Annotated in this window: 19 protein-coding genes and 2 riboswitches; of the genes, 5 read left to right on the plus strand and 14 right to left on the minus strand. The window is 57.8% G+C overall.

Features of this window, described 5'->3' with window-relative positions; genetic code table 11:
- Positions 1-6: 6 nt before the first annotated feature.
- The gene (locus tag R2A130_RS18645; protein ID WP_009757706.1) at positions 7-267 is read right to left on the minus strand and encodes a DUF1150 family protein; all 261 of its coding nucleotides are present in this window, start codon (positions 265-267) and stop codon (positions 7-9) included.
- A gap of 235 nt (positions 268-502) precedes the next feature.
- Here R2A130_RS18645 and R2A130_RS05105 point away from each other — a divergent pair, with 235 nt between their 5' ends.
- Entirely contained in the window at positions 503-1,927 is a 1,425-nt protein-coding gene (locus R2A130_RS05105) for a nucleotide sugar dehydrogenase (protein WP_009757708.1), read from the plus strand.
- Between the two features lie 416 nt (positions 1,928-2,343).
- Here the strand turns inward: R2A130_RS05105 and R2A130_RS05110 are convergent, their stop codons facing one another.
- The 4 genes from R2A130_RS05110 to R2A130_RS05125 all read right to left on the minus strand — a co-directional run bounded on the left by R2A130_RS05110 (position 2,344) and on the right by R2A130_RS05125 (position 8,712).
- Positions 2,344-3,612, minus strand: coding sequence for a D-amino acid dehydrogenase (locus R2A130_RS05110; RefSeq protein WP_009757709.1), 1,269 nt, complete (start codon positions 3,610-3,612; stop codon positions 2,344-2,346).
- Between the two features lie 51 nt (positions 3,613-3,663).
- A riboswitch (glycine riboswitch) is annotated at positions 3,664-3,791 on the minus strand.
- A gap of 18 nt (positions 3,792-3,809) precedes the next feature.
- A riboswitch (glycine riboswitch) is annotated at positions 3,810-3,892 on the minus strand.
- Between the two features lie 37 nt (positions 3,893-3,929).
- Positions 3,930-5,360, minus strand: coding sequence for a PAS domain-containing protein (locus R2A130_RS05115; RefSeq protein WP_156798381.1), 1,431 nt, complete (start codon positions 5,358-5,360; stop codon positions 3,930-3,932).
- A 123-nt stretch (positions 5,361-5,483) separates the two neighbouring features.
- On the minus strand, positions 5,484-7,676 hold the full coding sequence (locus R2A130_RS05120) for a malate synthase G (protein ID WP_009757711.1): 2,193 nt from the start codon (positions 7,674-7,676) through the stop codon (positions 5,484-5,486).
- Positions 7,677-7,815: 139 nt separating this feature from the next.
- Positions 7,816-8,712 (minus strand): PHB depolymerase family esterase, encoded by an 897-nt coding sequence (locus R2A130_RS05125; RefSeq protein WP_156798382.1) that lies wholly within the window; start codon positions 8,710-8,712, stop codon positions 7,816-7,818.
- A 167-nt stretch (positions 8,713-8,879) separates the two neighbouring features.
- Here R2A130_RS05125 and R2A130_RS05130 point away from each other — a divergent pair, with 167 nt between their 5' ends.
- The 3 genes from R2A130_RS05130 (at position 8,880) to R2A130_RS05140 (ending at position 12,105) form a co-directional block, all read left to right on the plus strand.
- Entirely contained in the window at positions 8,880-9,110 is a 231-nt protein-coding gene (locus R2A130_RS05130; RefSeq protein WP_009757714.1) for a hypothetical protein, read from the plus strand.
- 129 nt (positions 9,111-9,239) lie between these two features.
- Entirely contained in the window at positions 9,240-11,138 is a 1,899-nt protein-coding gene (locus R2A130_RS05135) for a sodium:proton antiporter (RefSeq protein ID WP_009757715.1), read from the plus strand.
- A gap of 55 nt (positions 11,139-11,193) precedes the next feature.
- The gene (locus tag R2A130_RS05140) at positions 11,194-12,105 is read left to right on the plus strand and encodes a 50S ribosomal protein L11 methyltransferase (RefSeq protein WP_040305053.1); all 912 of its coding nucleotides are present in this window, start codon (positions 11,194-11,196) and stop codon (positions 12,103-12,105) included.
- Between the two features lie 68 nt (positions 12,106-12,173).
- Here the strand turns inward: R2A130_RS05140 and R2A130_RS18650 are convergent, their stop codons facing one another.
- The gene (locus R2A130_RS18650) at positions 12,174-12,338 is read right to left on the minus strand and encodes a hypothetical protein (protein ID WP_009757717.1); all 165 of its coding nucleotides are present in this window, start codon (positions 12,336-12,338) and stop codon (positions 12,174-12,176) included.
- Between the two features lie 232 nt (positions 12,339-12,570).
- On the opposite strand from R2A130_RS18650, the gene R2A130_RS05150 reads away from it, so the two are divergent.
- On the plus strand, positions 12,571-14,394 hold the full coding sequence (locus tag R2A130_RS05150; protein ID WP_009757718.1) for an aminopeptidase P family protein: 1,824 nt from the start codon (positions 12,571-12,573) through the stop codon (positions 14,392-14,394).
- A 9-nt stretch (positions 14,395-14,403) separates the two neighbouring features.
- Here the strand turns inward: R2A130_RS05150 and R2A130_RS05155 are convergent, their stop codons facing one another.
- From R2A130_RS05155 to ftsZ, 8 genes are all read right to left on the minus strand, one after another.
- Positions 14,404-14,715 carry an AzlD family protein gene (locus tag R2A130_RS05155; RefSeq protein ID WP_009757719.1) on the minus strand — a complete coding sequence of 104 codons (312 nt, stop codon included), beginning with the start codon at positions 14,713-14,715 and terminating at the stop codon, positions 14,404-14,406.
- Positions 14,708-15,436: an AzlC family ABC transporter permease gene (locus R2A130_RS05160; RefSeq protein ID WP_009757720.1), complete on the minus strand. Its 729-nt coding sequence runs from the start codon at positions 15,434-15,436 to the stop codon at positions 14,708-14,710. The genes R2A130_RS05155 and R2A130_RS05160 overlap by 8 nt, the downstream gene beginning before the upstream one ends.
- The gene (locus R2A130_RS17430; protein WP_009757721.1) at positions 15,433-16,017 is read right to left on the minus strand and encodes a hypothetical protein; all 585 of its coding nucleotides are present in this window, start codon (positions 16,015-16,017) and stop codon (positions 15,433-15,435) included. Before R2A130_RS17430 ends, R2A130_RS05160 begins: the two co-directional genes overlap by 4 nt.
- A 9-nt stretch (positions 16,018-16,026) precedes the next feature.
- Complete coding sequence (gene ligA / locus R2A130_RS05170; protein WP_009757722.1) at positions 16,027-18,177, minus strand: NAD-dependent DNA ligase LigA; 2,151 nt, start codon at positions 18,175-18,177, stop codon at positions 16,027-16,029.
- On the minus strand, positions 18,174-19,850 hold the full coding sequence (recN, locus tag R2A130_RS05175; RefSeq protein WP_009757723.1) for a DNA repair protein RecN: 1,677 nt from the start codon (positions 19,848-19,850) through the stop codon (positions 18,174-18,176). Before recN ends, ligA begins: the two co-directional genes overlap by 4 nt.
- A 263-nt stretch (positions 19,851-20,113) precedes the next feature.
- A complete protein-coding gene (locus R2A130_RS05180) occupies positions 20,114-20,938 on the minus strand; it encodes an outer membrane protein assembly factor BamD (protein ID WP_198008610.1) in 825 nt (274 codons plus the stop codon).
- Positions 20,939-21,160: 222 nt separating this feature from the next.
- Positions 21,161-22,177, minus strand: a complete 1,017-nt coding sequence (lpxC, locus tag R2A130_RS05185) for a UDP-3-O-acyl-N-acetylglucosamine deacetylase (protein ID WP_009757725.1) — start codon at positions 22,175-22,177, stop codon at positions 21,161-21,163.
- Positions 22,178-22,650: 473 nt separating this feature from the next.
- The gene (gene ftsZ, locus R2A130_RS05190; RefSeq protein ID WP_009757726.1) at positions 22,651-24,252 is read right to left on the minus strand and encodes a cell division protein FtsZ; all 1,602 of its coding nucleotides are present in this window, start codon (positions 24,250-24,252) and stop codon (positions 22,651-22,653) included.
- Between the last annotated feature and the right edge of the window lie 83 nt (positions 24,253-24,335).

Below are 24,335 nucleotides of genomic sequence, written 5' to 3' on the forward strand. Positions count from 1 at the left end.
AAGCCGCTAGTGGCGCTGGACCGTTTCCAGTTCCATTTCGCTTGCATTGTGAACCAGCGCCATAGGCTCATCCGCCACGGCAATCGGGTGCCCATCCGCGGTAAACAATCCCCAAAGATCAACACCTTGCGGAAGCTCAGGCCCCTGCGGAAAACGCTGATTGAGATCGTCTGAGGTCACTTCGCGCACATATGCGATGGCGTTTTTCCCGAACTCTGCGAATTCGACCTGCGAACCGAAAGGTTCAATCTTTGTCTTTTTCGTCATGTCGGTTCTCCACCGGTTAATGCCTTGTTCCCAATAAGTGGGGTGGCCTTCCCGCCTGAACAAGCCCTTTTCATCAGCCTCCTTGATCTCAGCGGCGCCGCTGCTAACGGTTTTTTCACCATGTGCGCAGTCGCTGCCCATTTGTGACCCATTGTTACGAATGGGAAATTTCGCCCAGCTATTGTGAACGCAAGGGCATGAAAGCGCCCAAGGGCGAACTGAAGCAGGGCAGAAAATGATTTTTATGAAACACGATGCAGCGCAAGCCGCCGCTCCCTTGGTTATGCCAGTAGAAGCGATTGCATTTGACGAAGCATCCCGTAGGCGCGCGCCGTTACAACTGCTCGACCACGAACCTGTAGCACTGCCCGATCCAGTTATGGCCCGCGTCGCTGTCGTCGGTCTTGGTTATGTCGGCCTGCCCCTCATCTGCGGATTTTCCCACAACAGCCGGTCCATCGGCCTGGATATCGACGGCGAAAAGATTGCCGAACTGAAAAACCAGATTGATCGCACCGGCGAAGTGACCGGCGCTGATTTGGCGGAAGCCGATGCGCTTTACACCACCGACGCTTCCGATCTCGCCGACGCTGATGTCATTCTCGTTTGCGTGCCCACACCGGTGAACAGCCGCAACCGGCCGGATTACACCCCCCTGCTCGCGGCCTCCCGCGATATCGGCATGCACATGAAAAAGGGCTGCGTGGTGGTGTATGAATCCACCGTTGACCCAGGCACCACCGAAGAGAAATGCCTGCCAATTCTGGAAGCCACTTCCGGCCTGCGCGAAGGTGTTGATTTCTACCTCGGCTACTCGCCGGAACGCATAAACCCTGCAGACCCGACCCGTAAGCTGGCCGACATCAAGAAGATCGTAGCAGGCTCGACGCCTGTGGTGACGGAATTTCTCGAAGTTCTCTATTCCCGCGTCGTGAAGGCCGGTCTTTTCCCCGCTGCCTCCATTCGTGTCGCTGAAGCGGCCAAGATCCTCGAAAACACCCAGCGCGACGTCAATATCGCCCTGATGAACGAGCTCATGGCGCTCTACGACAAGATGGGTATTCGCGCGTCCGACGTTATCGCCGCCGCCTCGTCCAAGTGGAACTTCCACAACTATCGCCCCGGCATGGTGGGTGGTCACTGCATCGCGGTGGACCCCTATTATCTGGTGGATGCGGGCCGTCGTCACGGCCTGTCCATGGAACTGGTCGCCGCCGGCCGTTCGGTGAACGAGCAAACTCCCTACTTCCTCGTGGACAAGCTGGAAGAACTTTTCGCTTCCAAGGGCGAACGTCTGGCCGGTAAACGCGTGCTGGTTTTGGGCCGCAGCTTCAAGGAAGATTGCCCCGATACCCGCAATTCCAAGACCTTCAAAATGATGGACTATATGTGGGCGCAGGGAGCCGAAGTGTTCAACTTCGATCCCGTCGCCGATGATGACCACGCAGAAGGCGGTCGCGGCACGACAATTGTGGACGACCCGTTCGAAGGCGGCGCCTACCACGCTGTCATCGTAACGCTGGGCCACCGCGTGTTCCGCGAACAACTGGACCTCGAAACGCTAACGACGCTCGCTCCAAAAGGCGCACCGCTGATCGACATGCGTGGCCAGTACGATGGTGAAACCGTGCACGACCACTTCAACTACTGGCGTCCGTAAGCTGCCATTCAGCCTGCACGAAAATCCGGCGCGCCTTTCGGCGCCCGGTTGGCAACATGTGAGCCAGCGGGACGAAGAAGTCTGCCGTTAGCCGTTAGTTTCGGCGAAATGGCATACGCCTTCGCCCCGCTCGATCCTGCTGCGAGTGTGTCTCAACACCATTCCCGTCACCTCCCCGAACACAAAACTCACGTTTCATCGACCTTGCCTTCGGCCCGCCATTGCTAACGTTCGACGTCCGGTCCCGAAGCTGTTGTGGCAGCTCTGCCGGTGCGACATAGAGCTCCGCCCGCTTGCGTTCGTTAAGCGCGCGCGACGGAAGGATCGCCCTCCCCCGACGGTAAGGACGGTCCGGACCGTCGGCTCGTGGGGGAAAGTGCGCCCACCATACGCCCGTAAAACCGGGCGGGGATAAATCAGGCCGCGTTGCTCATAAAATCCGCTTCTACCGTCGCAGCGATCATGTCTGCCGTGGCCGCGCTCAACGTCCAACCCAAGTGGCCATGGCCGGTGTTGTAGAACACGCCCGGCGCTTTGCCCTTGCCGACGCGGGGCATCATGTTGGGCATCATCGGGCGCAGGCCGGCCCATGGCACAACGTGCTCGGTGGAAACACCGGGGAAGTTCTTCCGCACCCAGTTGGTCAGTGGCACGATGCGACCGGAGCGGATGTCGCGGTCTTCACCGGCAAATTCCGCCGTGCCCGCCACGCGGAAACGGTTGTCGCCCAAGCGCGAGGTCACGATTTTCGCTTCTTCGTCCAACAGGCTTACGCGGGGCGCGGCTTCCTGCGAGGCCTTATCGTCCAGCATCACGGTGATGGAATAGCCCTTCACGGGATAGACATTCACGCGGTCGCCTAGCTGGGCGGCGAGATGACGGCTGCCGACACCGGCGCAGATAACCACGTTATCGAACTTGGAAAACTCGCGCTCTTCGCCCAGCAACGGGCCGTGTTTGATAAAGATGCCGCCCTCGCGGTGCTGCCGAACCTTGTCGATAGCCGTGCCGAATTTCATCTTCACACCGCGGCGCTTGCAGGCGTCCGCGAGGCCCATGGAATATTTGTGAACGTCGCCGGTGAAGTCTGACGGGGTAAAGAAGCCGCCGACATAATCGTCGCGCAAGGTGGGTTCGAGCGCAGCGATTTCCGCAGCCGTTACCGGCTCGCGCACCAACCCGCCTTTGGCGAGTAGGTCGGTTACCTTCTGGGCAGACTTCAATTCTTTTTCAGATTCGAAAATATGCAGGATGCCGCGATCTTCCTTATCGAAGTCGATGCTCTCTTCCCCCGCCCATTCGAGCAGGTGTTCGCGGGCGGCAATGGCGAGGCGCGTGGTTTCGATCGTGTTGGCTTCGTAGCGCGGGATGGCGCGGAGGAATTCGGCCATCCACGAATATTTGTGCCACGACGGACCGGGATGGACGAGCAGCGGCGCGTCCTTCTTCATCACCCAGCGCATGCCCTTGATGACGGTGCCGAGCTGGTTCCACACGGCGGCGTTGGACGCTGAAAGCTGGCCGCCATTGGCGAACGATGTTTCCATCGCAGCATAAGGCTGGCGGTCAAAAAGCGTGACGTCGAAGCCGCGCTTGGCCAAGGCGTAAGCGGTGGTGACGCCGGTGATTCCGGCCCCGATGACAGCGATGGACTTGGTTTTTGTAGGCGTGATGTGGGCGACCATGACAGGTTTCCTGAAGACGATGTTGCGGGCACGCGCGAGCGAAGCTGGCGCATGACCCCATCTGTCGTGAAACCTGAGAGTTTGGTTCAGGCAAACAACTTAACAAGCTGCCATGCCGTCACTTTCTCCTTCGGTGGGCAACAGCCATCAGGCCGTCACCACTCTCCAGATTGTATTCTCCCCCCAAAGCCGAGGGGTTCCCGCAGTCCATGGTGCCTGAGAGTTTCCGGGGCGGTTGCTCCTTCGGCGGCGCCTATGCGCTCTCTCCTGCGGGTCGTGGCGTGCCGATAACACGAATTGCTGCAGTAAACAGCCCCTTAGCGACCACTTGGGCCAATCCAGGCCACTTTAAACAATCCATCGGCTTCGCCTTTTAGGGCTTCGCCGACCTGTTCCAAATGCGCACCGGATGAAGCGATATCATCGACGACAAGAACGGTTCCTGATACGGACGCTGTCCGGATCAACTTTGGCAGGCGAGAACTCTTGCGCGGGTGCGAAGACCCCTTGCGCGGTGGCGAGCTGACAGCTTCGACGAACTCCGAACCGATGAGCTTGGCAACCTGCCGTGCGATGCTCACAGAAAATGGCTCCATATCGACAGTATGACCTCCCGGAACCGGCACCACCTGATCTATGGCAGCTGCACCAACCAAGACTTTGACATGGGTTGCGATTTCTTCAGCCACGGAATTGATGAAATTCGCATCCGCTGCCTTTTTCATATGGCGCATAGCCACGATCTGGCTGTCTTTGATACCCGCCCGCCAAGTGCGAAGCGTGGTGTAGGAACTGCCTTTGCGAGATCGCAACTTCGGCTGCTTGACCAAAGTATCGAGAATAAACCCTGCTGAAGGATTTGGCGTGAGCGGCGAATTTTCCGCGAAACCGGAATTCGCGATCTGAGCCTGCTGGTTCTGATCCCGGCGTTTGCCGAAATAGACAGCATGCGCCTGCAGATCCATAATAACAAAATAGGCACGATCCAACACTTCGCCATCACTGGAATTGGGATAAATGCTGATCGCGAATGGACGAGGTTCGCCGCCGGTTTCTGCAGAGGGAAGCTCGAATTCCACATTGATGACTGGCTGTCCGGTTTCAATGGCGCGGCGGAGGTGTTTTCTGGACGCGGTCGCCATATCTGGAATGACCTCTTCAAGGCTTTTCCCGACATGCTCCTCTTTGGTCATGCCGTTCAACGCTGCCAGCGAGTTATTGACGTCCAGATAGATGCCCGATTTGCTAACGAGTCCCAGAGGGATTGTAACGGCATCGAACGCCAATGCTCTCGCTTGAAGCAGGATATCCGGCTTCGACAGCTTGTCGATCAAGCCCAGAATATCACCCGCCAACTCGACGTAACTCTGCATTTCCCAATGTTGTTCGGTCGACAGTTGCTCACGAGGTTGCAGACCCAGAACGATAATAAAAGCTCGCCCTACCATTGTGGTAGGCACTGAAGCGATAAATGCCGAACGCACTGTCCCGAAGGAAGAGAAGAGTAAATCTAATGTAGATTGATGATCTTCGGACTGAACATCAGAAATATCCAGTATTTGCCCCTGATCCAACTTAAGAGATGCAAAGGAAATTGGTGAGCTATTATAGCCGTAGGTAAGGCCATCCAGGTCAATTATAGCTAAAGTCCCGTCAGTTTCCACTGCCAGAAAACTCAAGTCGCCATTCAAAACAAGTCGTGCAGATTTTACCACACGCGATAACGCACCGTTGTCTTTCAATTCCAAAAGCTGCGCCGCCACAACGCACCCCACATATCTGCCCTCAACTAGAGTAACAATGACGTGTATTTATGGAAGCGTTAAATCGAACAGTGGTTAACGTGCCGCATGTAACGTTTAGACACGCCGTCAGCTGGCGAGGCTGGATTTCTTCTCCAAACGTCTACGATGCAGCACCGGCTCCGTGTACCCACTCGGCTGTTCCCTGCCCTTCAGCACCAGTTCCAGTGCGGCTTGATACGCGACGCTTTCGCTCTCGCGGCCTGACATATTCTCATAGGCGGGATCGCCAGCGTTTTGCTCGTCGACCTTTTTGGCCATCTTGGCGAACGTGTCGTGGATTTGCTGCTTGTCCACGATGCCGTGGTGCAGCCAGTTGGCCATGTGCTGGCTGGAAATTCGCAGTGTCGCGCGGTCTTCCATGAGGCCTACATCGTTGATGTCCGGCACCTTGGAGCAGCCAACGCCCTGGTCGATCCAGCGGACCACGTAGCCCAAAATACCCTGCGCGTTGTTGTCGAGTTCGGCCTGAATATCCTCCAGCGTCCAGTTGGGGCGGGAAGCGACGGGGATGGACAGGATGTCGGCCAGCTTGGCGCGGTCGCGGTTTTTCAACTCGGCCTGCACCTCGTGGACGTTCACCTCGTGATAGTGGGTGGCGTGCAGCGTGGCGGCTGTGGGGCTTGGCACCCACGCGGTGTTGGCACCGGCCTTCGGGTGTCCGATTTTCTGTTCCAGCATGGCGGCCATCAGGTCCGGCATGGCCCACATGCCCTTGCCGATTTGCGCGTGACCGGCGAGGCCGCATTCGAGGCCGATATCGACGTTCCAGTCTTCATAGGCGGCAATCCATGCGGACTGTTTCATGTCGCCCTTGCGGATCATCGGGCCCGCTTCCATCGAGGTGAACATCTCGTCGCCGGTGCGGTCGAGGAAGCCGGTGTTGATGAACACGACACGATCCTTGGCAGCGCGGATGCACTCTTTCAGGTTCACCGTGGTGCGGCGCTCTTCGTCCATGATGCCCATTTTCAGGCTGTTGGGCGCGATGTTCAGAAGCTCTTCCACGCGGGCGAAAATCTCGCTGGCGAACGCCACTTCCTCAGGCCCGTGCATCTTCGGCTTCACGATGTACATGGAGCCGTGGGCAGAGTTCTTCCGGTGGCCGTCTTCTGCGCCGTTGCCGCCGCCAATGTCGTGCTTGGAGCAAGCAGCCGAAATGACGGCATCCATGATGCCTTCAGGAATTTCACCACCGTCCGCCATCAGGATGGCCGGATTGGTCATTAGGTGGCCGACATTGCGGTTGAGCATCAACACCTGCGCCTTGAACCACACGTCCTCGCCGGTGGGGGACAGGTACTCACGGGCATCGTTCAGGCGGCGGGTGATGGTCTTGCCGCCCTTCTCCAGCGTCTCTTCCAGATTGCCCTTCATCAAACCAAGCCAGTTGCGGTAGGCGCCGACCTTGTCTTCTGCATCCACGGCAGCGATGGAATCTTCGTTGTCCATGATCGTGGTGAGCGCGGATTCCAGAACGATATCAGCAATGCCCGCCTGATCGGTTTGGCCGACCTGATGCTGGCGGTCGATGATGATATCGATATGCATGCCGTTATTGGCGAGCAAAATACTGTCGAGACCAGCCTCGGTGCCTTTGTAACCGCAGAAATCCGATGGGGTGGCCAGCGCGGTGGTGGAGCCGTCGGCCATAGCAATTTTCAACTCAGCATTCTCGACCGAGAAGCCCTGCACGTCGGTCCAGCTACCAGAGGCCAACGGAACCGCTGTGTTCAGAAAATCGCGGCCCCAGGCGATGACGCGGTTGCCGCGAATTTCGTTGTAACCGCCGCCCTTGGCCGCACCGCCCTCTTCGGAAATCGCGTCCGTGCCGTAGAGCGCATCGTAGAGCGAACCCCAGCGGGCGTTGGCCGCGTTCAGCGCGAAACGGGCGTTGAGCACGGGAACAACAAGCTGCGGACCGGCGATGGCTGCGATCTCATCATCCACATGACCGGTAGAGACGGAAAACGCCGGACCTTCAGGCACGATGTAGCCAATGTCACGCAGGAAGTTTTCGTAGACTTCCATATTCTGAAAGCCGTCGCGATTGTCCTTGTGCCATTCGTTGACGTTGGCCTGAAGGTCATCGCGCTTGGCGAGCAGTTCCGCGTTGCGCGGAGCAAGATCGGCGACGATTTTGCCGAAACCATCCCAGAACGCATCCGTCTCGACGCCAGTGCCGGGCAGCACTTCTACGTTGATGAAATCGTGAAGGATTTTGGCGACCTGAAGGCCACCCTCGCTGGTGCGTTCGCTCATGCTTGTTCTCCGTGAGTGGCCGGTTTCCGGCCCTGCTGTCCGGCTGTTAGCCGGCTCTAATTATGGCGGTTTTGGCCGCACCGCCCTGTTGGGTCAAGTGCGGCTTTAGGCGCTGTGGGAGCAACGCAAGACAGGCCAATTAGTTGCCGGGATTGCTTAATCCGTTGAGGCCAGTTTCCAGCCAGCCTTGCGGCATGCCGTGGCCGCCGGGGTGCAGACAAAACTTCACCGCCTGCCCCGTTTCGCAAGACGTAAAGGCACGACACCAGAACGGACCTTTGGCCTCCACCATATCAGGGCGCGAATTGCAGCGGTTGGTGCGGCGCTGAACGTCGAGCGAGGCAAATACATCGCCCTGATGCCACTCGCCGATGCCACGACCTTCCAACGGTACCTGTTTGTCCGACCAACCGTGAATGTGAACCACTTTGCGCGGCCCACCGGGGCAGAATCGCGCGATAGAGCCATCCGCCTGAACGACGCCATTGTTTGGGTGCGGTCGCCGCAGCGCCCCAGCGACTGGCACTACGCCTGCAACCTGCATCGTAGAATAGCAGGAGAAGTGCCACGCCATGGAACCACCGGAGGAGAAGCCGGAAATGACGGTATCGTCCAAGTTCAGCTTGAAGCGCTGTGCCACGTCACGCAGCACGGCTTCGGTGAACTTTACATCGTTGCGGTCACTTCGTTTGATTTCACCTTGGACACGCGCCGGCCAACCGCGCGTTTCGCGGTTGCGATAGCGCAGCATCGGTCCATCCGGCGCGATGAGCAGATACCCCTGCTCCGCCAGCGATTTCGCCAACCCCTTGTTTTTGGCAACGCCTGCGCCGGACCCGCTGTGGCCGTGATAAAAGACGAACGGCTTCAAACCACCATTTCCATCCCAGTCTTCCGGCGCGGCCACGTAATAGGTGCCGCCATTCTCGCCCGTCACCTCGCAAGGTGTAGGCAGCGCGCAAGCGGTCTTGGCCTGTGCAGAAGTAAAGGCTGCCAGAAAGGCCGCGGCGAATAACAGTGTCGGGAGGATTCTCATGCCCCATGCAATCGCGATGTCCGCCAACGCGCAAGGTCGTGGCCGATCACGATTGAGGGAAACGATGAGAGCCAAATGGGAGAAACGATAAAAGTCGAACGAATATATTATCCCGGCCTGCACCTCGCGCTGGCACCTTGTTCTTTCCTCGAGAAAGCAGACCGACCATGCACGCGCTAAAGCAAGAGCAGTTTTGTACCGACATAACACCGGCACAGGCGTTTCTCGCGTCCGATCCGGCATCGGTTGCCTGTGACGTTATGGATATGTGGACGGAAGACGGTACCCTGATCGTCATCAGCGCCGACGCGCTCCCCTCCGCAACCCTTCAGGGTTTGCAGAATTGCTGGCTGAACGGCGATGTCGAGGCTTATCGCGCCATGGATATGATGGGCTAACGACCATACAGGCTGTATTTAAGTGACCGGAACGAACCTGTTGTCAGGCGCGTTTGTCGTTCACTTAGCCGTTTTGCACCTGTAAGAGGAGCGTCAGGCTCCCGCCGAACGGCAAATGAGAACAGCTTAATGGACAGTCTTCCCCTGCAAATTGCGGTCATCGGTGCTGCCGGTATCGCGGCACAATGGGTCGCCTGGCGGCTGCGTATCCCTGCCATCGCTCTTCTGCTGGTCGCAGGTTTTCTGCTGGGTCCGGTCTTCGGCTATCTCGATCCTAAGGGAGACTTCGGTGATCTCTACAAACCCGTCATCGGGTTGGCCGTCGCAATCGTCCTGTTTGAAGGCGGACTGACGCTCAATTTCTCGGAAATCCGAGAGACTGAAAAGGCTGTCCGGCGGGTCATTTTGATCGGTGGTCCGCTCGTGTGGATATTCTCTACCCTTGCCGCGCATTACGCAGCGGGGTTGCCTTGGGGAGCCGCAGCAGTGCTGGGCGGCATTCTCGTCGTCACTGGCCCCACGGTCATCATGCCGCTGTTACGGCAAGCGCAACTGTCGCCCCGCCCCGCCTCGTTGCTGCGGTGGGAAGCTATCGTCAATGACCCTATTGGCGCGCTGTTCGCAGTGCTGGCCTTTCAGGTCTATCTCGTCCTGTACGGCGATCTTGGTGGTTACACATTGGCAGGCATGGTCGTCCTTGGGGCTATCGTTGCTGTGGGCGGCGGATTGCTGCTCGGTCGCGCCATGGCATCGGTTTTCGCAAGAGGTCTCGTTCCGGATTTTCTCAAAGCGCCGGTGCTTCTCGCCGTCGTATTGTTGGCGTTCTCGGTTTCCAACCTGATTTTGGAGGAATCCGGGCTCCTTACAGTCACGATCATGGGCATCACCATGGCCAATTCGAAGATGGCCAGCCTCACGGAACTGCGCCGCTTCAAAGAAACGGTCACAGTGCTTTTAGTCTCCGGCCTGTTCATCATGCTCACCGCATCGCTGCGATTTTATGATTTTGAGGCGTTGGGCTGGGGCGCGGTTGTGTTCGTCTTCCTCATCCTTTTTGTCGCCCGCCCGATTGCCATCATGTTGGCCACCATCGGCTCGGGCATCGACCTTCGCGAACGTTTCCTGATCTCATGGATCGCGCCACGCGGTATCGTGGCCGTAGCCGTAGCAGGCCTGTTCGGCGCAGAACTTGCCGATAGTGGCGTGGCAGCAGGCAACCAACTCGTTGCCCTCACCTTCCTCGTGGTGGCCGCAACAATTCTGCTGCACGGCTTTTCGCTTGGCCCGCTCGCCAGTGCGCTCGGTCTAAAATCTGCCGAACGCCCCGGCCTGCTTATCGTCGGCGGCTCATCATGGACGCAGGCGTTGGCGGAAAAGCTGCAAGAGATGAAAATTCCCGTCCTCATCGCAGACGGCAACTGGAACCATATTCGAAAGGCGCGGCTGGCCGATGTACCGGTGTTCTATGGCGACGTGCTGTCGGAATCCGCCCATCACGACATCATCTTCAACCGCTACAGCCACATCCTCGCAGCAACCGACAACGACGCCTACAACTCGCTCGTCTGCACCGAATACGGGCCGGAAATCGGTCGAAACAACGTCTTCCAGATCGGCAACTTGCGAAACGAGAAGGAACGCAACGCTCTCCGCGTAACGCTTGGTGGGCGGCAGCTTTTCGATGAAGGCAAGTCGCTATCTGAACTACGCACCAACATGTGGCAGGGCTGGACCTTCCAGAACACGCGCATCACCGACGAGTTTTCCCACGAAGACTACCGCGAGACCCGCGCTGAAAACACCGAAACCATGTTCTGGGTGAAGCCCAATGGTGACATCCATTTCAAGCATGGCGATCAGGAAAATGTGCCGGAACTGGAAGACGTGGTGATGGCGTTCGGCCCCACACCTAAAAACGGTGGCGAGAAGAAAAACAAAGCCGCCAAAGTGAAGGCTGAGGAAGCCAAGGCCGTTGATGCTGCGGCAGACGAAGACGCGTTGGAAATGGTCGAAAAGGAAACGAAGTAACGGATGATCGGCCCACGGCCTTGTGGCCCACCGCACCTTGGTGCAAACGATCGCCATGCCAGAACAATCATCCGAACCATCGATCCGCCTCTATTTCATCACGCTGCGCGCTGACGCATTCGCGTTGGCCGAAGTGCTCGATCCTGTCTTTGAAGAAGAGGTGCTGACCACCGCGCTTTTTGAAGACCCGGACGACACGGACAATTGGCAATACGGCATCTATTGCGAAGCTGACGACGAGACCCGCGTGCGCGGTTTGGTTGCTGACGCTTTGGGCGAAAACGCCCCTGCAAGCGAACTGCTGCGCGAAGAAATAACCATCACAGACTGGGTAAGCGAAACGCTGCGCGACCTAGCTCCCGTCCATGCAGGGCGCTTCACCGTACATGGCGGCCACGATGCCGCAGCCGTCGCCAACCGCCCGATCACTGTGCAGGTCGATGCCGGTCTCGCCTTCGGAACGGGCCACCACGGCACGACCGCCGGTTGTCTGATGATGCTGGAAAAATGCCTGCGCCGATCAAGCTCCCGCCCGCTACGCTTGCGATCCGCGCTGGACGTGGGAACAGGCTCCGGCGTGCTGGCCATAGCGTTGGCAAAAGCACTGCGCATTCCTGTTCTCGCAACAGATATTGACCCGGTTGCGACCGATGTTGCCCGCGACAATTGCCGTTTGAACGGCGTCGCCAGCGACGTGATATGCGAAACCGCCACGGGTTTCGAGCACCCTTGCTTTGCCCGTTTTGGTGATGTCGACCTGGTCTTTGCCAACATTTTGGCAGGCCCGCTTCAGCAACTGGCCAAGCCGATGGTTCAGCACTTAAACTCAGGCGCACACGTCATTTTGTCAGGCCTGTTACCGCACCAAAAAACACGGCTTGTCGCGCGCTATCGTTCGCAAGGTTTGGTCTTTGATGAAGCGCTGATCCACAACGGCTGGCTAACGCTGCTAATGCGCAAAGCTTAAGTACCAAACGCGAAACGGGCGCACCGCTTGCGCGGCACGCCCGTTTGAAAAACGTCTGGATCTAAAGCTTAGAACGGATAGTTGGATGGGCCCTGACGGCGCAGTGCGTCGCGGGTCAGACCAGCGCGTTTCAGCGTCTCGTCATCCATGTTCAGGAGAGCGCCGGCTACGTAGCGACGAGCCTGTTTCTCACGAGCAATGATCATTTTGTCGAAAGCGTTACGCAGGCCCATGGTCTTATCCTTGTCATCCAGGACGTTCACCCGATGTGTTCGTCCGATGAGTTAGAAATAGGTTTTACGCCGAGATTTGTAAGAGGGGCTGACGTATCTCTGCCATGCACCAAACGCATGGCAAAACAAGGAACCAATTAACCTGTTGTAGCAAGCCGTTACATAGCCCGATGTGACGAAGCGCATTGATGGGCTATAGGTGACGCAAGACAATTCGAACCGCCGGTGCCCCATGTTTCAAAACTTCACAGCCGCTCGTGAACCGGTGCGCGGTGCCGATCGATTGAATGCTCTGCGCGGCGAGTTGGAGCGTCACGACTGCGACGCCTTTATTGTTCCCCACCGCGATGCACAGAACAACGAATACCTGCCTGCCGAAGCAGAGCGCCTAGCTTGGATTTCAGGCTTCACCGGCTCCGCAGGCAGCGCCATCATCACACAAAACCGTGCCGCCTTGCTGACGGATGGTCGCTACACCCTACAAGCCGGGCAGCAGACCGACCCAGACCACTGGGGCGTTGTACTGAACACTGAAACCGATTTGCCTGCATGGGTTTCATCCCACATTGAAAGCGGCACCGTGATCGGCATCGACCCGTGGCTGCATGGCGCACGCGAATTCGCCAAACTTGAAAGCGCAGCTAAGAAAGCCGGCGCAACCATCAAGCCGCTTACTCAAAACCCGCTGGACGCCGTATGGCACGACCAGCCCGCTCCACCTGCCGGTGCCGTCCACATCCACGATTTTAAACTGGCAGGACGCACGACACGCAACAAGCTGGAAGAGTTGGAAGCGACCATGGCCACCAATGGAGCCGATGGCTGCCTCATCAGCGATCCAACGTCAGTATCGTGGCTGTTCAACATTCGCGGCACAGATGTTGCCCACACCCCGCTTGTGCTCGCCCATGCCCTCTTGCGGGCAGGACACGAACCGCTGCTGTTCATCGACGAGGCAAAACTCGACATTGAAGTGCGCGCGTTTCTCACCCAAGTCGCAGATCTTCGAGCGCCCGAAACATTGGATGCAGAATTGGCCACCTTTAGTGATGGCCGCACGGTCATGCTCGATCCGGACTCAGCTTCTGTTGCGCTGACCACGATTGTAGAAGGCGGCGGCGGTACCGTTATCGCAGCGCGCGACCCCGTTATTCTGCCCCGCGCCATCAAGAACGAAGCCGAGATCAAAGGCTCCCGCCGCGCTCACATCCAAGACGGCATCGCCATGTGCGCCTTTCTGCACTGGTTGGACGGGCAATCCCACGGATCCGTCGATGAAATAGAGGCGGCCGCGCGACTGGAAAATTTCCGCCGCGAGCAAGGCGAAGCCTCGGGATTGGAACTGCGCGACATCTCCTTTGATACGATTTCCGGCAGTGGCCCCCACGGCGCAATCGTCCATTACCGTGTTGATGAAACTACCAACCGAACGTTGCAGACAGGCGAGCTTTACCTTGTGGATTCCGGCGGACAATACGACTGCGGCACAACTGACATCACACGCACCGTCGCCATCGGTGCACCGCCGGCAGATGCGGTACGCGCCTTCACATTGGTGTTGAAGGGCCATATCGCAATCGCCATGGCACGTTTTCCCATTGGCACACGCGGTGTCGATATCGACGGCCTCGCCCGCATCGCTTTGTGGCAAGCTGGCATGGATTACGGCCACGGCACCGGCCACGGCATCGGTTCATATCTATCGGTCCACGAAGGGCCACAGAACATTTCCAAACGTGGCATGGAGCCGTTCAAGCCTGGCATGATCGTATCGAACGAACCGGGCTACTACCGCGAGGGTGAGTTCGGCATCCGTATTGAAAATTTAGTGTTGGTGCATAACGCAGACCATGTGTCCGGCGGCGATCAACCGATGCTCGGTTTCGAGACGCTAACCTTCGCCCCTATCGACCTGCGGTTGGTAGATGTCGACCTGCTGACAGGGGCGGAAACAGCATGGTTGAACAGCTATCACGCCCGCGTTTTCGACGAGCTATCTTCAGGCGTTTCAAGCGATGTGAGAGGCTGGCTGCGCGAGGCCACCCGCCCAGTTTGAACGAAATGCCTAAAGTCCGGCCTGCCGCATGAGCAACAAAACCGTGATACCGCCCAACACCGCGATGAGGAAATGCAGGCGAAGCCCCAGCACGAATGCCACCGCTAGGGCGACCCATTCCGGAAAAGCGCCGTTGATTGCAGCGGGAACCACAAGAGTTGTCATCACGGCGACAGGCACAGCTTCCAGCGCCGCTTCCACGCGGTAGGGAATAGGTTCGAAACGCGCCAGAATATAGTGGCCCGCAAGGCGATTGACCAAAGTCACCGCACTGCCCACCAACACGACAAGCATCAGATACCAATCCAGCTGCTCAAACATCCGCAGCCTCCGCATCGGATACCGTAGGTTTCGCCAGCATCGCAGCCAAAGCCATACCGGCAATGCCACCAGCAGCGATGTGATACGGCGAACCCAAGGCGTAATAGACCAGCGCGCACATAACAGCGCTCGTTCCGCAGATCGCAGCCGCATTTGGCTTGGTGCGAAAATTCATGACCAGCAGCATGAAGTAAATCGGCACCAACATATCGAGGCCAATAGCCTTGGGGTCGGTGATCAACGAACCAAACCCGATACCCACCGCCGTCGCCGCCAGCCACACGACATACAGCACCGAAGCGAGCCCCATATGGTAACCCCAGCTGAGACGCCCAACTTCATCCGCGCGGCGCAGACCGACAGCTAATGACAGGTCTTGGAGCAGGAACAGTGCGCCCACCATCTTGCGTTTGGGTAATGGCTCAAGCTTGCGGCCAATGGCTGCAGAATACAGCACGAGACGGAAATTCACGGCAAAAACAGCAAGCGCAATCACCCATAATGGCGACGACAGCCCGTAGAGTTCCCACATGACGATCTGGCTGGCACCAGCGAAAAACAAAACGCTTTGCAGCATCGCTTCCACCGCACCGCCGCCGCTTTTTATCGCAAGTGCACCCACCACAAGACCGAACGGAAAGACCGATAAAACGAATGGCGCGCTGTCGCGAACGCCTTCCATAAATTCAGCGCGCTCTGAAGGCGCAGGAGCAATGCTCATGTCTCATCCCGCATGAGATCACGCATCGTTTCCTCGAGCCGTTTGGGATCGTAGATGCCGTAAAACCCTATCTTGGTTGTTATTGTGCGCCCCTTCTTACCGCGCCGCCGCTCTTCACCGAACACAAGATCGCCGAACTGATCGCCATGCATGATGCGTTCTAATCGGGAAATATCGGCGATATTGTAAGACTTCACACTGCGGCTGAAGCCATGCGTGATAACGATCGCACGATCTTCCGTTAGCCCGTAAATTGTCTTTCGAGCCTTATGCAGCGCCCATATTGGACTGGACAACAAGCCAAGGCCAACGAGGATGAAGGGCACGCCGAAAAGCGGGAAAATCATCGAGAACGGATCAGAGGATGAGGGTGTGTCGAACCCTGCTGCAGCAGCCGTCCAGAAAACGGCAAACGCGAAGAAGGGTATGCCAAAGAGGAAGATCGGTAACGTTGCCATCACATGTGACCGCAAGCGACGCGGGCGGTCTGCCCACACCAGTTTCTCTCTACGCGCGAGTTCTGCCTGCACTTCGATACGCGGATCGTTCTCGGCATCCGTACCGTTTCGCCCCAACCTCATGAAATCATCCTAAGCACTCGCAACAAGATCGAGCCAACCCTGCTCGTCCAGCGTATCGACACCAAGTTCAGCGGCTTTCTTCAGTTTCGATCCAGCCTTTTCACCCGCAACCAACAGGTCTGTCTTGGCCGATACCGAACCGGAAACTTTCGCACCCAAGCGCTCCGCCACGGCCTTGGCTTCGCTGCGAGTCGTCTGTTCCAACGTACCGGTGAATACGATTGTTTTGCCCGCAATGGGCGAGGATGACGCGACCTGTTCGACAGGGTTCGGCGTCACTTCTGTAAGCAAGGCATCGACCACGCCACGGCGGTTCGGATCGGCCATGAAATCCAGTAGAGCTGTGGCGGCAGTTTCGCCAAAACCATCGATGTCGAGCATCTCCACCCAAGCCTCGCCTTCGCGATCCTGCGCCGCATCAATGGCAGCAAGTAGCGTATCCGCATCACGATAGTGGCGTGCCAGCAGCTTTGCATTGCCCTCGCCGACATGGCGAATACCCAGCGCAAAGATAAAGCGGTGCAGGTCGATTTTGCGGCGATCGTCAATGGCATCGAACAGCTTGTTGGCGCTGGTCTTCCCGTAACCATCACGATTTTCCAGCCGCTTTAGCGAACGCTTGTCGCGCTCTCGCAGCGTGAAAATATCGGCAGGGTTCATCACCATTCCCAACTCGTGAAACAGCTCGGCCTGCTTGTCGCCAAAACCATCGATGTCGAACGCATTGCGCGACACGAAGTGCTTTATACCTTCGACAGCTTGCGCAGGGCATATGAAACCACCGGTGCAGCGGCGTACGGAGTCCGCCCGTCCAGTCTTCTCATCGATGGGCCGCACGGCAGGACTTCCGCAGGCCGGGCAAACGGTCGGAAACTCAAACGGCTCCTTTGCCGTGCGCTTCGACAGATCGACATCCATGACTTTGGGAATGACGTCGCCTGCGCGAAAAATCGTCACCGTGTCGCCGATACGCAGGTCGCGGCCTTCGCGAATGGGCTCTCCATTTGAACCGACACCTGCGATATAGTCTTCGTTGTGCAGCGTGGCATTGGACACCACCACGCCGCCGACGGTGACGGGATCGAGCCGCGCGACGGGCGAAAGCGCGCCAGTACGACCGATCTGGATTTCGATTTCGCGCAGAATTGTGGTGGCCAGTTCCGCCGGAAATTTATGCGCGATAGCCCAGCGCGGAACGCGGGATGCAAAACCAAGGCGACCCTGCAAGCCGAGATCATCGACCTTATAGACAACGCCATCGATATCGTAATCGAGCCCCGCACGCGACTCTTCTATCGTGCGGTAATGGGCGACCAGCGCCTCTACACTTTCCAATCGCGCTGTCAGTGGGTTGGTGGAGAACCCCCACGCCGCCATCTGTTCGATCATCGCAAATTGCGTATCGGCAGGCAGTTTGCTCATTTCCCCCCAAGCATAGGCGAAAAATTTCAAGGGCCGCGATGCGGTGATGCGGCTGTCCAACTGGCGCAACGAACCCGCTGCCGTGTTGCGCGGATTGACGTAAAGCTGCTTACCCGCAGCTTCCATCTCGACATTCAGCGCAGCAAAATCCGCTTTGCCGATGTAAACCTCGCCACGAATTTCCACGATGTCCGGCACGTTACCGCCTGACAATTTGCGCGGAATGTCCTTCACCGTGCGGGCGTTTGCGGTGACGTTTTCCCCCACCTGCCCGTCGCCCCGCGTTGCGGCGGATACGAGTTCGCCGCGTTCATAACGCAGCGCCAGCGACAATCCATCGATCTTCGGTTCCGCCGTAAACGTTAGCGGGTCGCCCTCTTTCCAGTTCAAAAATCGTCGCACAGACGCGGAAAAATCAGCCACATCGCCATCGTCGAACGCATTGTCCAAAGACAGCATCGGCACCTTGTGGGTGATCTTGTCGAACTTGCTCTGCACCGGAGAGCCGACGTTATTGGATGGCGAATCCTCCCTCACCAGATCGGGAAAACGCTCCTCGATTGCAGTGTTTCGCTTCCGAAGTGTATCGTAAGCACCGTCGCTGATCGTTGGCGCATCATCGTTGTGATAGCGGGCATCATGCTCGGCGATTTCCGATGCCAACGCGGCCAGTTCTTCTGCTGCCTGCTCGTCGGTCAGTTTGCGCGGCACGATCTCACGGATCGGCTCACCGCTCATGATGCAAGCAATCTGGCAGCAGCAGCGCGGGCTTCGTCGGTCACTTCGGCACCGGATAGCATGCGGGCGATTTCTTCCAATCGGGCATCGCCGTCGATGGGCTCAACCTTGGTTTCCACGGCATCACCACTTCCTTCCGATTTGGCTTTCGAGATCAACAAATGCGCCACGGCGCGGGCGGCGACTTGCGGTGCGTGAGTAACTGACAGCACCTGAACGTGTTCAGCCAATTGCGCCAACCGCCCGCCGATAGCATCCGCCACGGCACCGCCGACGCCAGTGTCGATTTCGTCGAACACCAAGGTCGGGGCCGAACCACGATCAGCAAGCGCCACTTTCAACGCCAGCAAAAAGCGTGAAAGCTCGCCGCCCGAGGCGACCTTCATCATCGCGCCAGGTCGTGTGCCAGGGTTGGTCTGCACATGAAATTCGATCGTGTCGCAGCCGTCAGCCGTGATTTCGTAGGCGTCCACGGTCTGGGCCACAAAGAACCGGGCTTGGTCGAGTTTCAGCGCCGGCAATTCCTCCATCACCCGACCAGACAGGCGTTCGCCTGCGGCTTGCCGGGCGGCGCTAAGATCGAGCGCAAGAGTTTTGACCGTGTTGTGCGCCCCTGTTGCTGCGGCCTCCAACTCGGTCAAGCGCCCCTCGCCCGCATCAAGATCAGCGAGATCCTGTGACAGTTGCGCAGAGTGAGAGGCCAAACCTTCCACCGGCACATTATATTTGCGGGAGGCGGCACGCAGCGCGAACAGGCGCTCTTCGGCACTTTCCAACTCACGCGGGTCAAATTCCGACAGGCGCAGCGCGTGTTGCAGCGAATCTTCCGCTGCCGACAGGCCGTCGATGGCCACGCCAAAAGCCTCGATTGCGGTGTCCAGCAGGCCCGGCGCGGCATCTGCCTTGCGCTCCAGTTTCCGCATGGCGTTCACCAAAGTCGGCATCGGCGAGGCCTGGCCGGCCAGCACCTCGTAAGCTTCATTTATGTCGGTGGCGATTTTTTCCGCCGACATCATGGTTTGACGGCGACCGGCGAGCTCTTCCTCTTCGCCTTCCTTGGGGGAAAGCTCATTCAATTCTTCCACGCTGGCGCGTAGGTAATCTGCATCGCGGGCAGCCTTTTCGACGCGAGCTTTCAGCACATTCAGCTCACGCAACTTGTCGCGCCAATCGACGTGGGCGGCGCGAACCTCGGTAACCTGCCCTTCCAACCCGCCGAAAGCGTCCACCAGATCGCGGTGAGCAGCTGGGTCCACCATGGCACGTTCTTCGTGCTGTCCGTGGATTTCCACCAGATGTCGACCGATGGCGCGAAGCTGGGTGACGCTGACAGGACGGTCGTTGATCCACGCCCGCGTGCGGCCATCAGCGTTTTGCGTGCGGCGCAAAATGACGCCTTCACTACGGCTATCGCCAACAAGGTCATGCTCTTCCAACGTATCGAAAATACCGTGGTCCGCTGGTACGTCAAAAACTGCGGAGACCTGCCCCTGCGTTGCCCCCACCCGCACCAGATCGCCGTCGCCCCGCGCGCCGAGTGCCAGTGAGAGAGAGTCCAACAGAATAGATTTACCAGCACCGGTTTCGCCTGACAGCACCGCAAGGCCAGCGCCAAAATCCACGTCGAGTGCGCGGATCAACACGATGTCCCGAATTGAAAGCGCTGCGAGCATGAAGGGCGTACCGCGATTGAAAACTATGCCGAATGTCGGATTGCCGGTTGTTCAGGTTTGGCAGGCAACATGCCCGTTCTCACCATCTGCCCGGCCCACAATAAAGCGGCCCAACGATACAGGAATACTTAGACAGTCAGGCCACCACAAACCAGCCGTCACGTCTATATGTTTTTGGTTTGTTCCGCTTCATCCCAAGCCAAAGGCTAAACCTGTTCGAGGTTCAGCCTGACTTTCAAATAAAGATGAAACTTGGCGCGGCTCTATGCGCCGGTGATCAAGCGGCCAGCTTTTGAAATCCAAGAACCCTGATTCTCAAGCGGACGAAGGCCACCTTTGTCCAACAGTGCATAGCTGTCTTTGTACCACTGGCTGTCAGGGAAGTTATGGCCCAGCACAGCAGCAGCAGTTTGCGCTTCAGATTGCAGACCCAGCGCGTAGTAGCTCTCGGTCAGACGGGCAAGCGCCTCTTCCACATGGCGCGTGTCTTCAAATTGCTCGACGACGGTGCGGTAACGGTTGATGGAAGCGAGATATTCGCGACGCTCCTGATAATAACGGCCCACCAGCATTTCTTTACCGGCCAACTGGTCTTTCGAGATGCGCATTTTGCGTTTGGCATCTTCTACATATTCGCTCTCGGGATAGCGCTGCACGAGGTTGCTCATAGCTTGATAGGCAGCTTTCGCACTGTCCTGATCACGCGTCACATCATTGATCTGGCGGAAGTGGGACATGCCAACGAGATACAGCGCATAAGGCGCTTCCGCGTTCGACGGATACAGCTGCACAAAGCGCTTACCGCGGGCAATCGCTTCAGGATATTCAGCAGAGCGATAAGCCAGATAAGTGGACATGACGCCCGCCTTTTTGGCGTAGTTGGAATACGGATGCTGACGGTCCAGCTTGGCGAATTTTTTCTTCGCTTCCGAAGAGTTGCCGGCATCGAGATTGGCAAGCGCTTCGTTATAGGTCTGATCGGCAGGCACCGTCGGGTCGACGAAGGAATTGATGTCCTCGTCCTTGGCGCAGCCAGCAACGCCGAGCGCAAGAGCCGCAGCAACGATAAATCCAGAACGAAGAACCATATTTCCCACCATTCAACACACCAACCATCAAGTGGTTTAAGCGTTTCCGCCTGACGATAGATGTCAGGCAGCCAAAATTCTACACCCCGCACGCATGAACGCCAAGGCAACTACCGCACTGCTGGGCGCTGAATGGCACATTTTCAAGGCAGTGCTTAACGGCACACGCCTTAGTTAGGCGTTGTTGCAAAAATACCGGCCAAAAACCGGCAACCTAAGAAATCAGGATTTATCAGCGCTGTAAGCAGGAGCGCGAACAGCAACCAACTCTACGCGACCGACGGAACGGCCATTAGACTGCGAAGCAGGTTCGCCGTCGGTCCACTCGTAATTGGCCTCATCGGAGAGAAGTTTCTCCAGTGCCAGAGCGTTCAAACGATGGCCACCGCGGTAGGACTTGTAGGTACCGAGGAACGGCGCACCGGCCAGAGCAAGATCGCCCACGGCGTCCAGCGCTTTGTGGCGAACGAATTCCTGCTCGTAGCGCAGGCCTTCCGGATTAATGACAGTGTGGTCGTCGGCAATGACGACGGAGTTTTCAAGGCTGGAACCGAGCGCGAAACCGGCGGCCCAGTATTTCTCGACATCGCGCATGAAACCGAATGTACGGGCGCGGGAAAGTTCGTTCTTGAAGGTCGATGGTGAAAGCTCACCGGACCAGGACTGACGGCCGATTAGCGGCGTGTCGAAGTCGATTTCAATGTCATATTCTGTGACGTCGCCCCGACCATCAGAGCAAGGCGTAAAGACTGCGTAGGAAGCGCCCATATCGACGCGCACTTCGCGCAACACGCGCAGGTAACGACGGGTGCGGGCCTGAGCCACGATGCCGACGTTTTCAAAAGCTTCGATAAAGACCTCGGAGGAGCCGTCCATCACCGGAATTTCAGCGCGATCAACTTCGATCATAGCGTTGTCGATGCCCATAGCGATCAAGGCGGCCATCAGGTGCTCGACGGTTTTGACGTGGTTGCCGCCCTCACCTTTGGAAGGATCGCCCAGCACGGTGCAAAGGTCGGTTGCGGCAACAGCCGTGATGTCGGCTGGAATATCGCGCTGCTCTTCAACAGGCAGATCGCTACGAATGAAGGTAATGCCGGTTCCAGCATCAGCCGGAGAGATCGACATGGAAACAGGTTTGCCACTGTGAACGCCCACGCCGTTGAATTCTACGCGACCGGCCAATGTGTTCTGCAGCGTCTTCTTGGCTGCAGCTTTGCCTGTGTTCATGGATACCATGCTAACCCCTTGGCGCAGTGGCCTTGGCCCCTGCTGTAAATTTGTTTGCCCGTTTCGGCCCCCAACCATGAGGTATGAGACCGTCGGTCCGGAGAAGTGTCTCGACTTGCTGATATCTTCCAGTTTGGAAGAAACCCGTGTGCCCCCCGGGTCGTGATCTGCGAGTCGCCATCTTCGGCGTTGCGGCAGAACCTACAGATTGCCGCATTTTAGACCAAATCACGCTTTCTTACCGTCCGTTAACATCGCAGCATATTTGCAACACGTGAATTTTCGCATTTACTACAACGGGTTGAGGTAGCTTGACGAGTTCACGAAACGTTAAAATTGCATTGAAGTGTTAACGAACCGGTAAGGTTCGGATCACGCTTCATTACAAAAGAAAAAGCCCGCGAGTTTTGCGACTCGCGGGCTTTTCAATAATTAACGTCGAGGCGGCGTATTTTACCGCATCGCGTCAGTTCAATGCAGTGTCAGTTGCTCTGACGGCGCAGAAATGCCGGGATATCCAGCTGGTCTTCTTCAGCCAACGGACGGGCAGTTGCGGCAGGACGACCATGAATGTCGAGACCCGCATTGCGCGGTGCAGCGTAAGGTGAAGCGTCTGCCCGTGGTGCAGCAGGCGCTGCAATCGGGGCTGGCGCGGGGGCCGTTACGGGAACCGAGCGGGTCGCCACTGGTGCCGGCGCAGACGCTGGTTCAGTTGCACCGTGACCGCCGATTGTATTGGCCAGCTTGCGGAACATTCCCAATGGACCGTTTTCTTCTGCAGGTGGATTCTGCTGCGTTGCGGTATCGCGGTGTGCGATAGGCAGTTGCACAGGCTCAGATGGTGTAGGCGCTGCAATCTGTGCTTCAAGCGCAGACTGGAATTCAGCATCACTGATCGGGTCGATGATCTCGGCAGTAACCGGCGCTGCGATTTCAGAATGAGCAGGACGCTCGATTTCGATCGCGGATGGCAGAGCCAGTTCCGCTTCGACCTGTGCCACGCCAAGAGCTTCAGCGGTCGGTGCAGGAGCAGCTTCCAGCTTCGGTGCAACGGTCTGGCGCAGGCGCTCGGCAGCGTCGTTCATGCGCTGAAGATCGGGCATTCCTGCAACGGAGTTTTCACCATCGATACCGGTTGCCACAACGGACACGCGGATGACGCCTTCCAGCGATTCATCAAAGGTTGCGCCCAGAATGATGTTGGCTTCTGAATCCACCTCTTCGCGGATGCGGGTTGCAGCTTCATCGACTTCGAACAAGGTCATGTCCTTGCCGCCGGTGATGGAGATCAGCAGGCCTTGCGAACCGGCCATGGATGTTTCGTCCAGCAGCGGGTTGGAGATCGCAGCTTCAGCAGCAGCCATCGCGCGGCCATCACCGGATGCTTCGCCGGTGCCCATCATGGCGCGGCCCATTTCGCGCATCACGGAACGCACGTCTGCAAAGTCGAGATTGATGAGGCCTTCTTTCACCATCAGATCGGTGATGCAGGCGACGCCCGAATAGAGAACCTGGTCGGCCATGGCAAAGGCACCGGCAAAGGTGGTCTTCTCGTCAGCGACGCGGAAAAGGTTCTGGTTGGGAATGACGATCAGCGTGTCGACGTTCTTCTGCAGTTCACCAATACCGGCATCGGCCAGTTTCATGCGGCGCGCGCCTTCAAACGAGAACGGCTTGGTGACAACGCCCACTGTCAGGATACCGGCTTCGCGGGCAGCGCGGGCCACAACGGGTGCAGCACCTGTACCGGTGCCGCCGCCCATACCGGCGGTGACGAAGCACATGTGAGTGCCGGTCAGATGGTCCTTGATTTCGTCGAGTGATTCTTCAGCAGCAGCAGCGCCGACTTCGGGCTGCGAACCGGCACCGAGACCTTCGGTCACCTGCACGCCCATCTGAATCATGCGTTCGGCTTTGGAAGCGGAGAGCGCCTGCGCGTCAGTGTTGGCCACCACGAAATCCACGCCATCGAGGCCGGATGTGATCATGTTGTTGACCGCGTTGCAGCCACCACCGCCGACACCGAATACGGTGATGCGGGGCTTGAGTTCGGTAATTTCGGGCTTCTGCAGATTGATGGTCATGGTTTCGTCCTTCGGTAATGGCCTAGCTTGAAGTGGAGGGCCTTGTTCGGTGTCCCCGCTCTCGCGGGTGTCAGTCGGCAAAC

Origin of the sequence: Ahrensia sp. R2A130, assembly GCF_000179775.1 — a bacterium.
GTDB lineage: Bacteria > Pseudomonadota > Alphaproteobacteria > Rhizobiales > Rhizobiaceae > Pseudahrensia.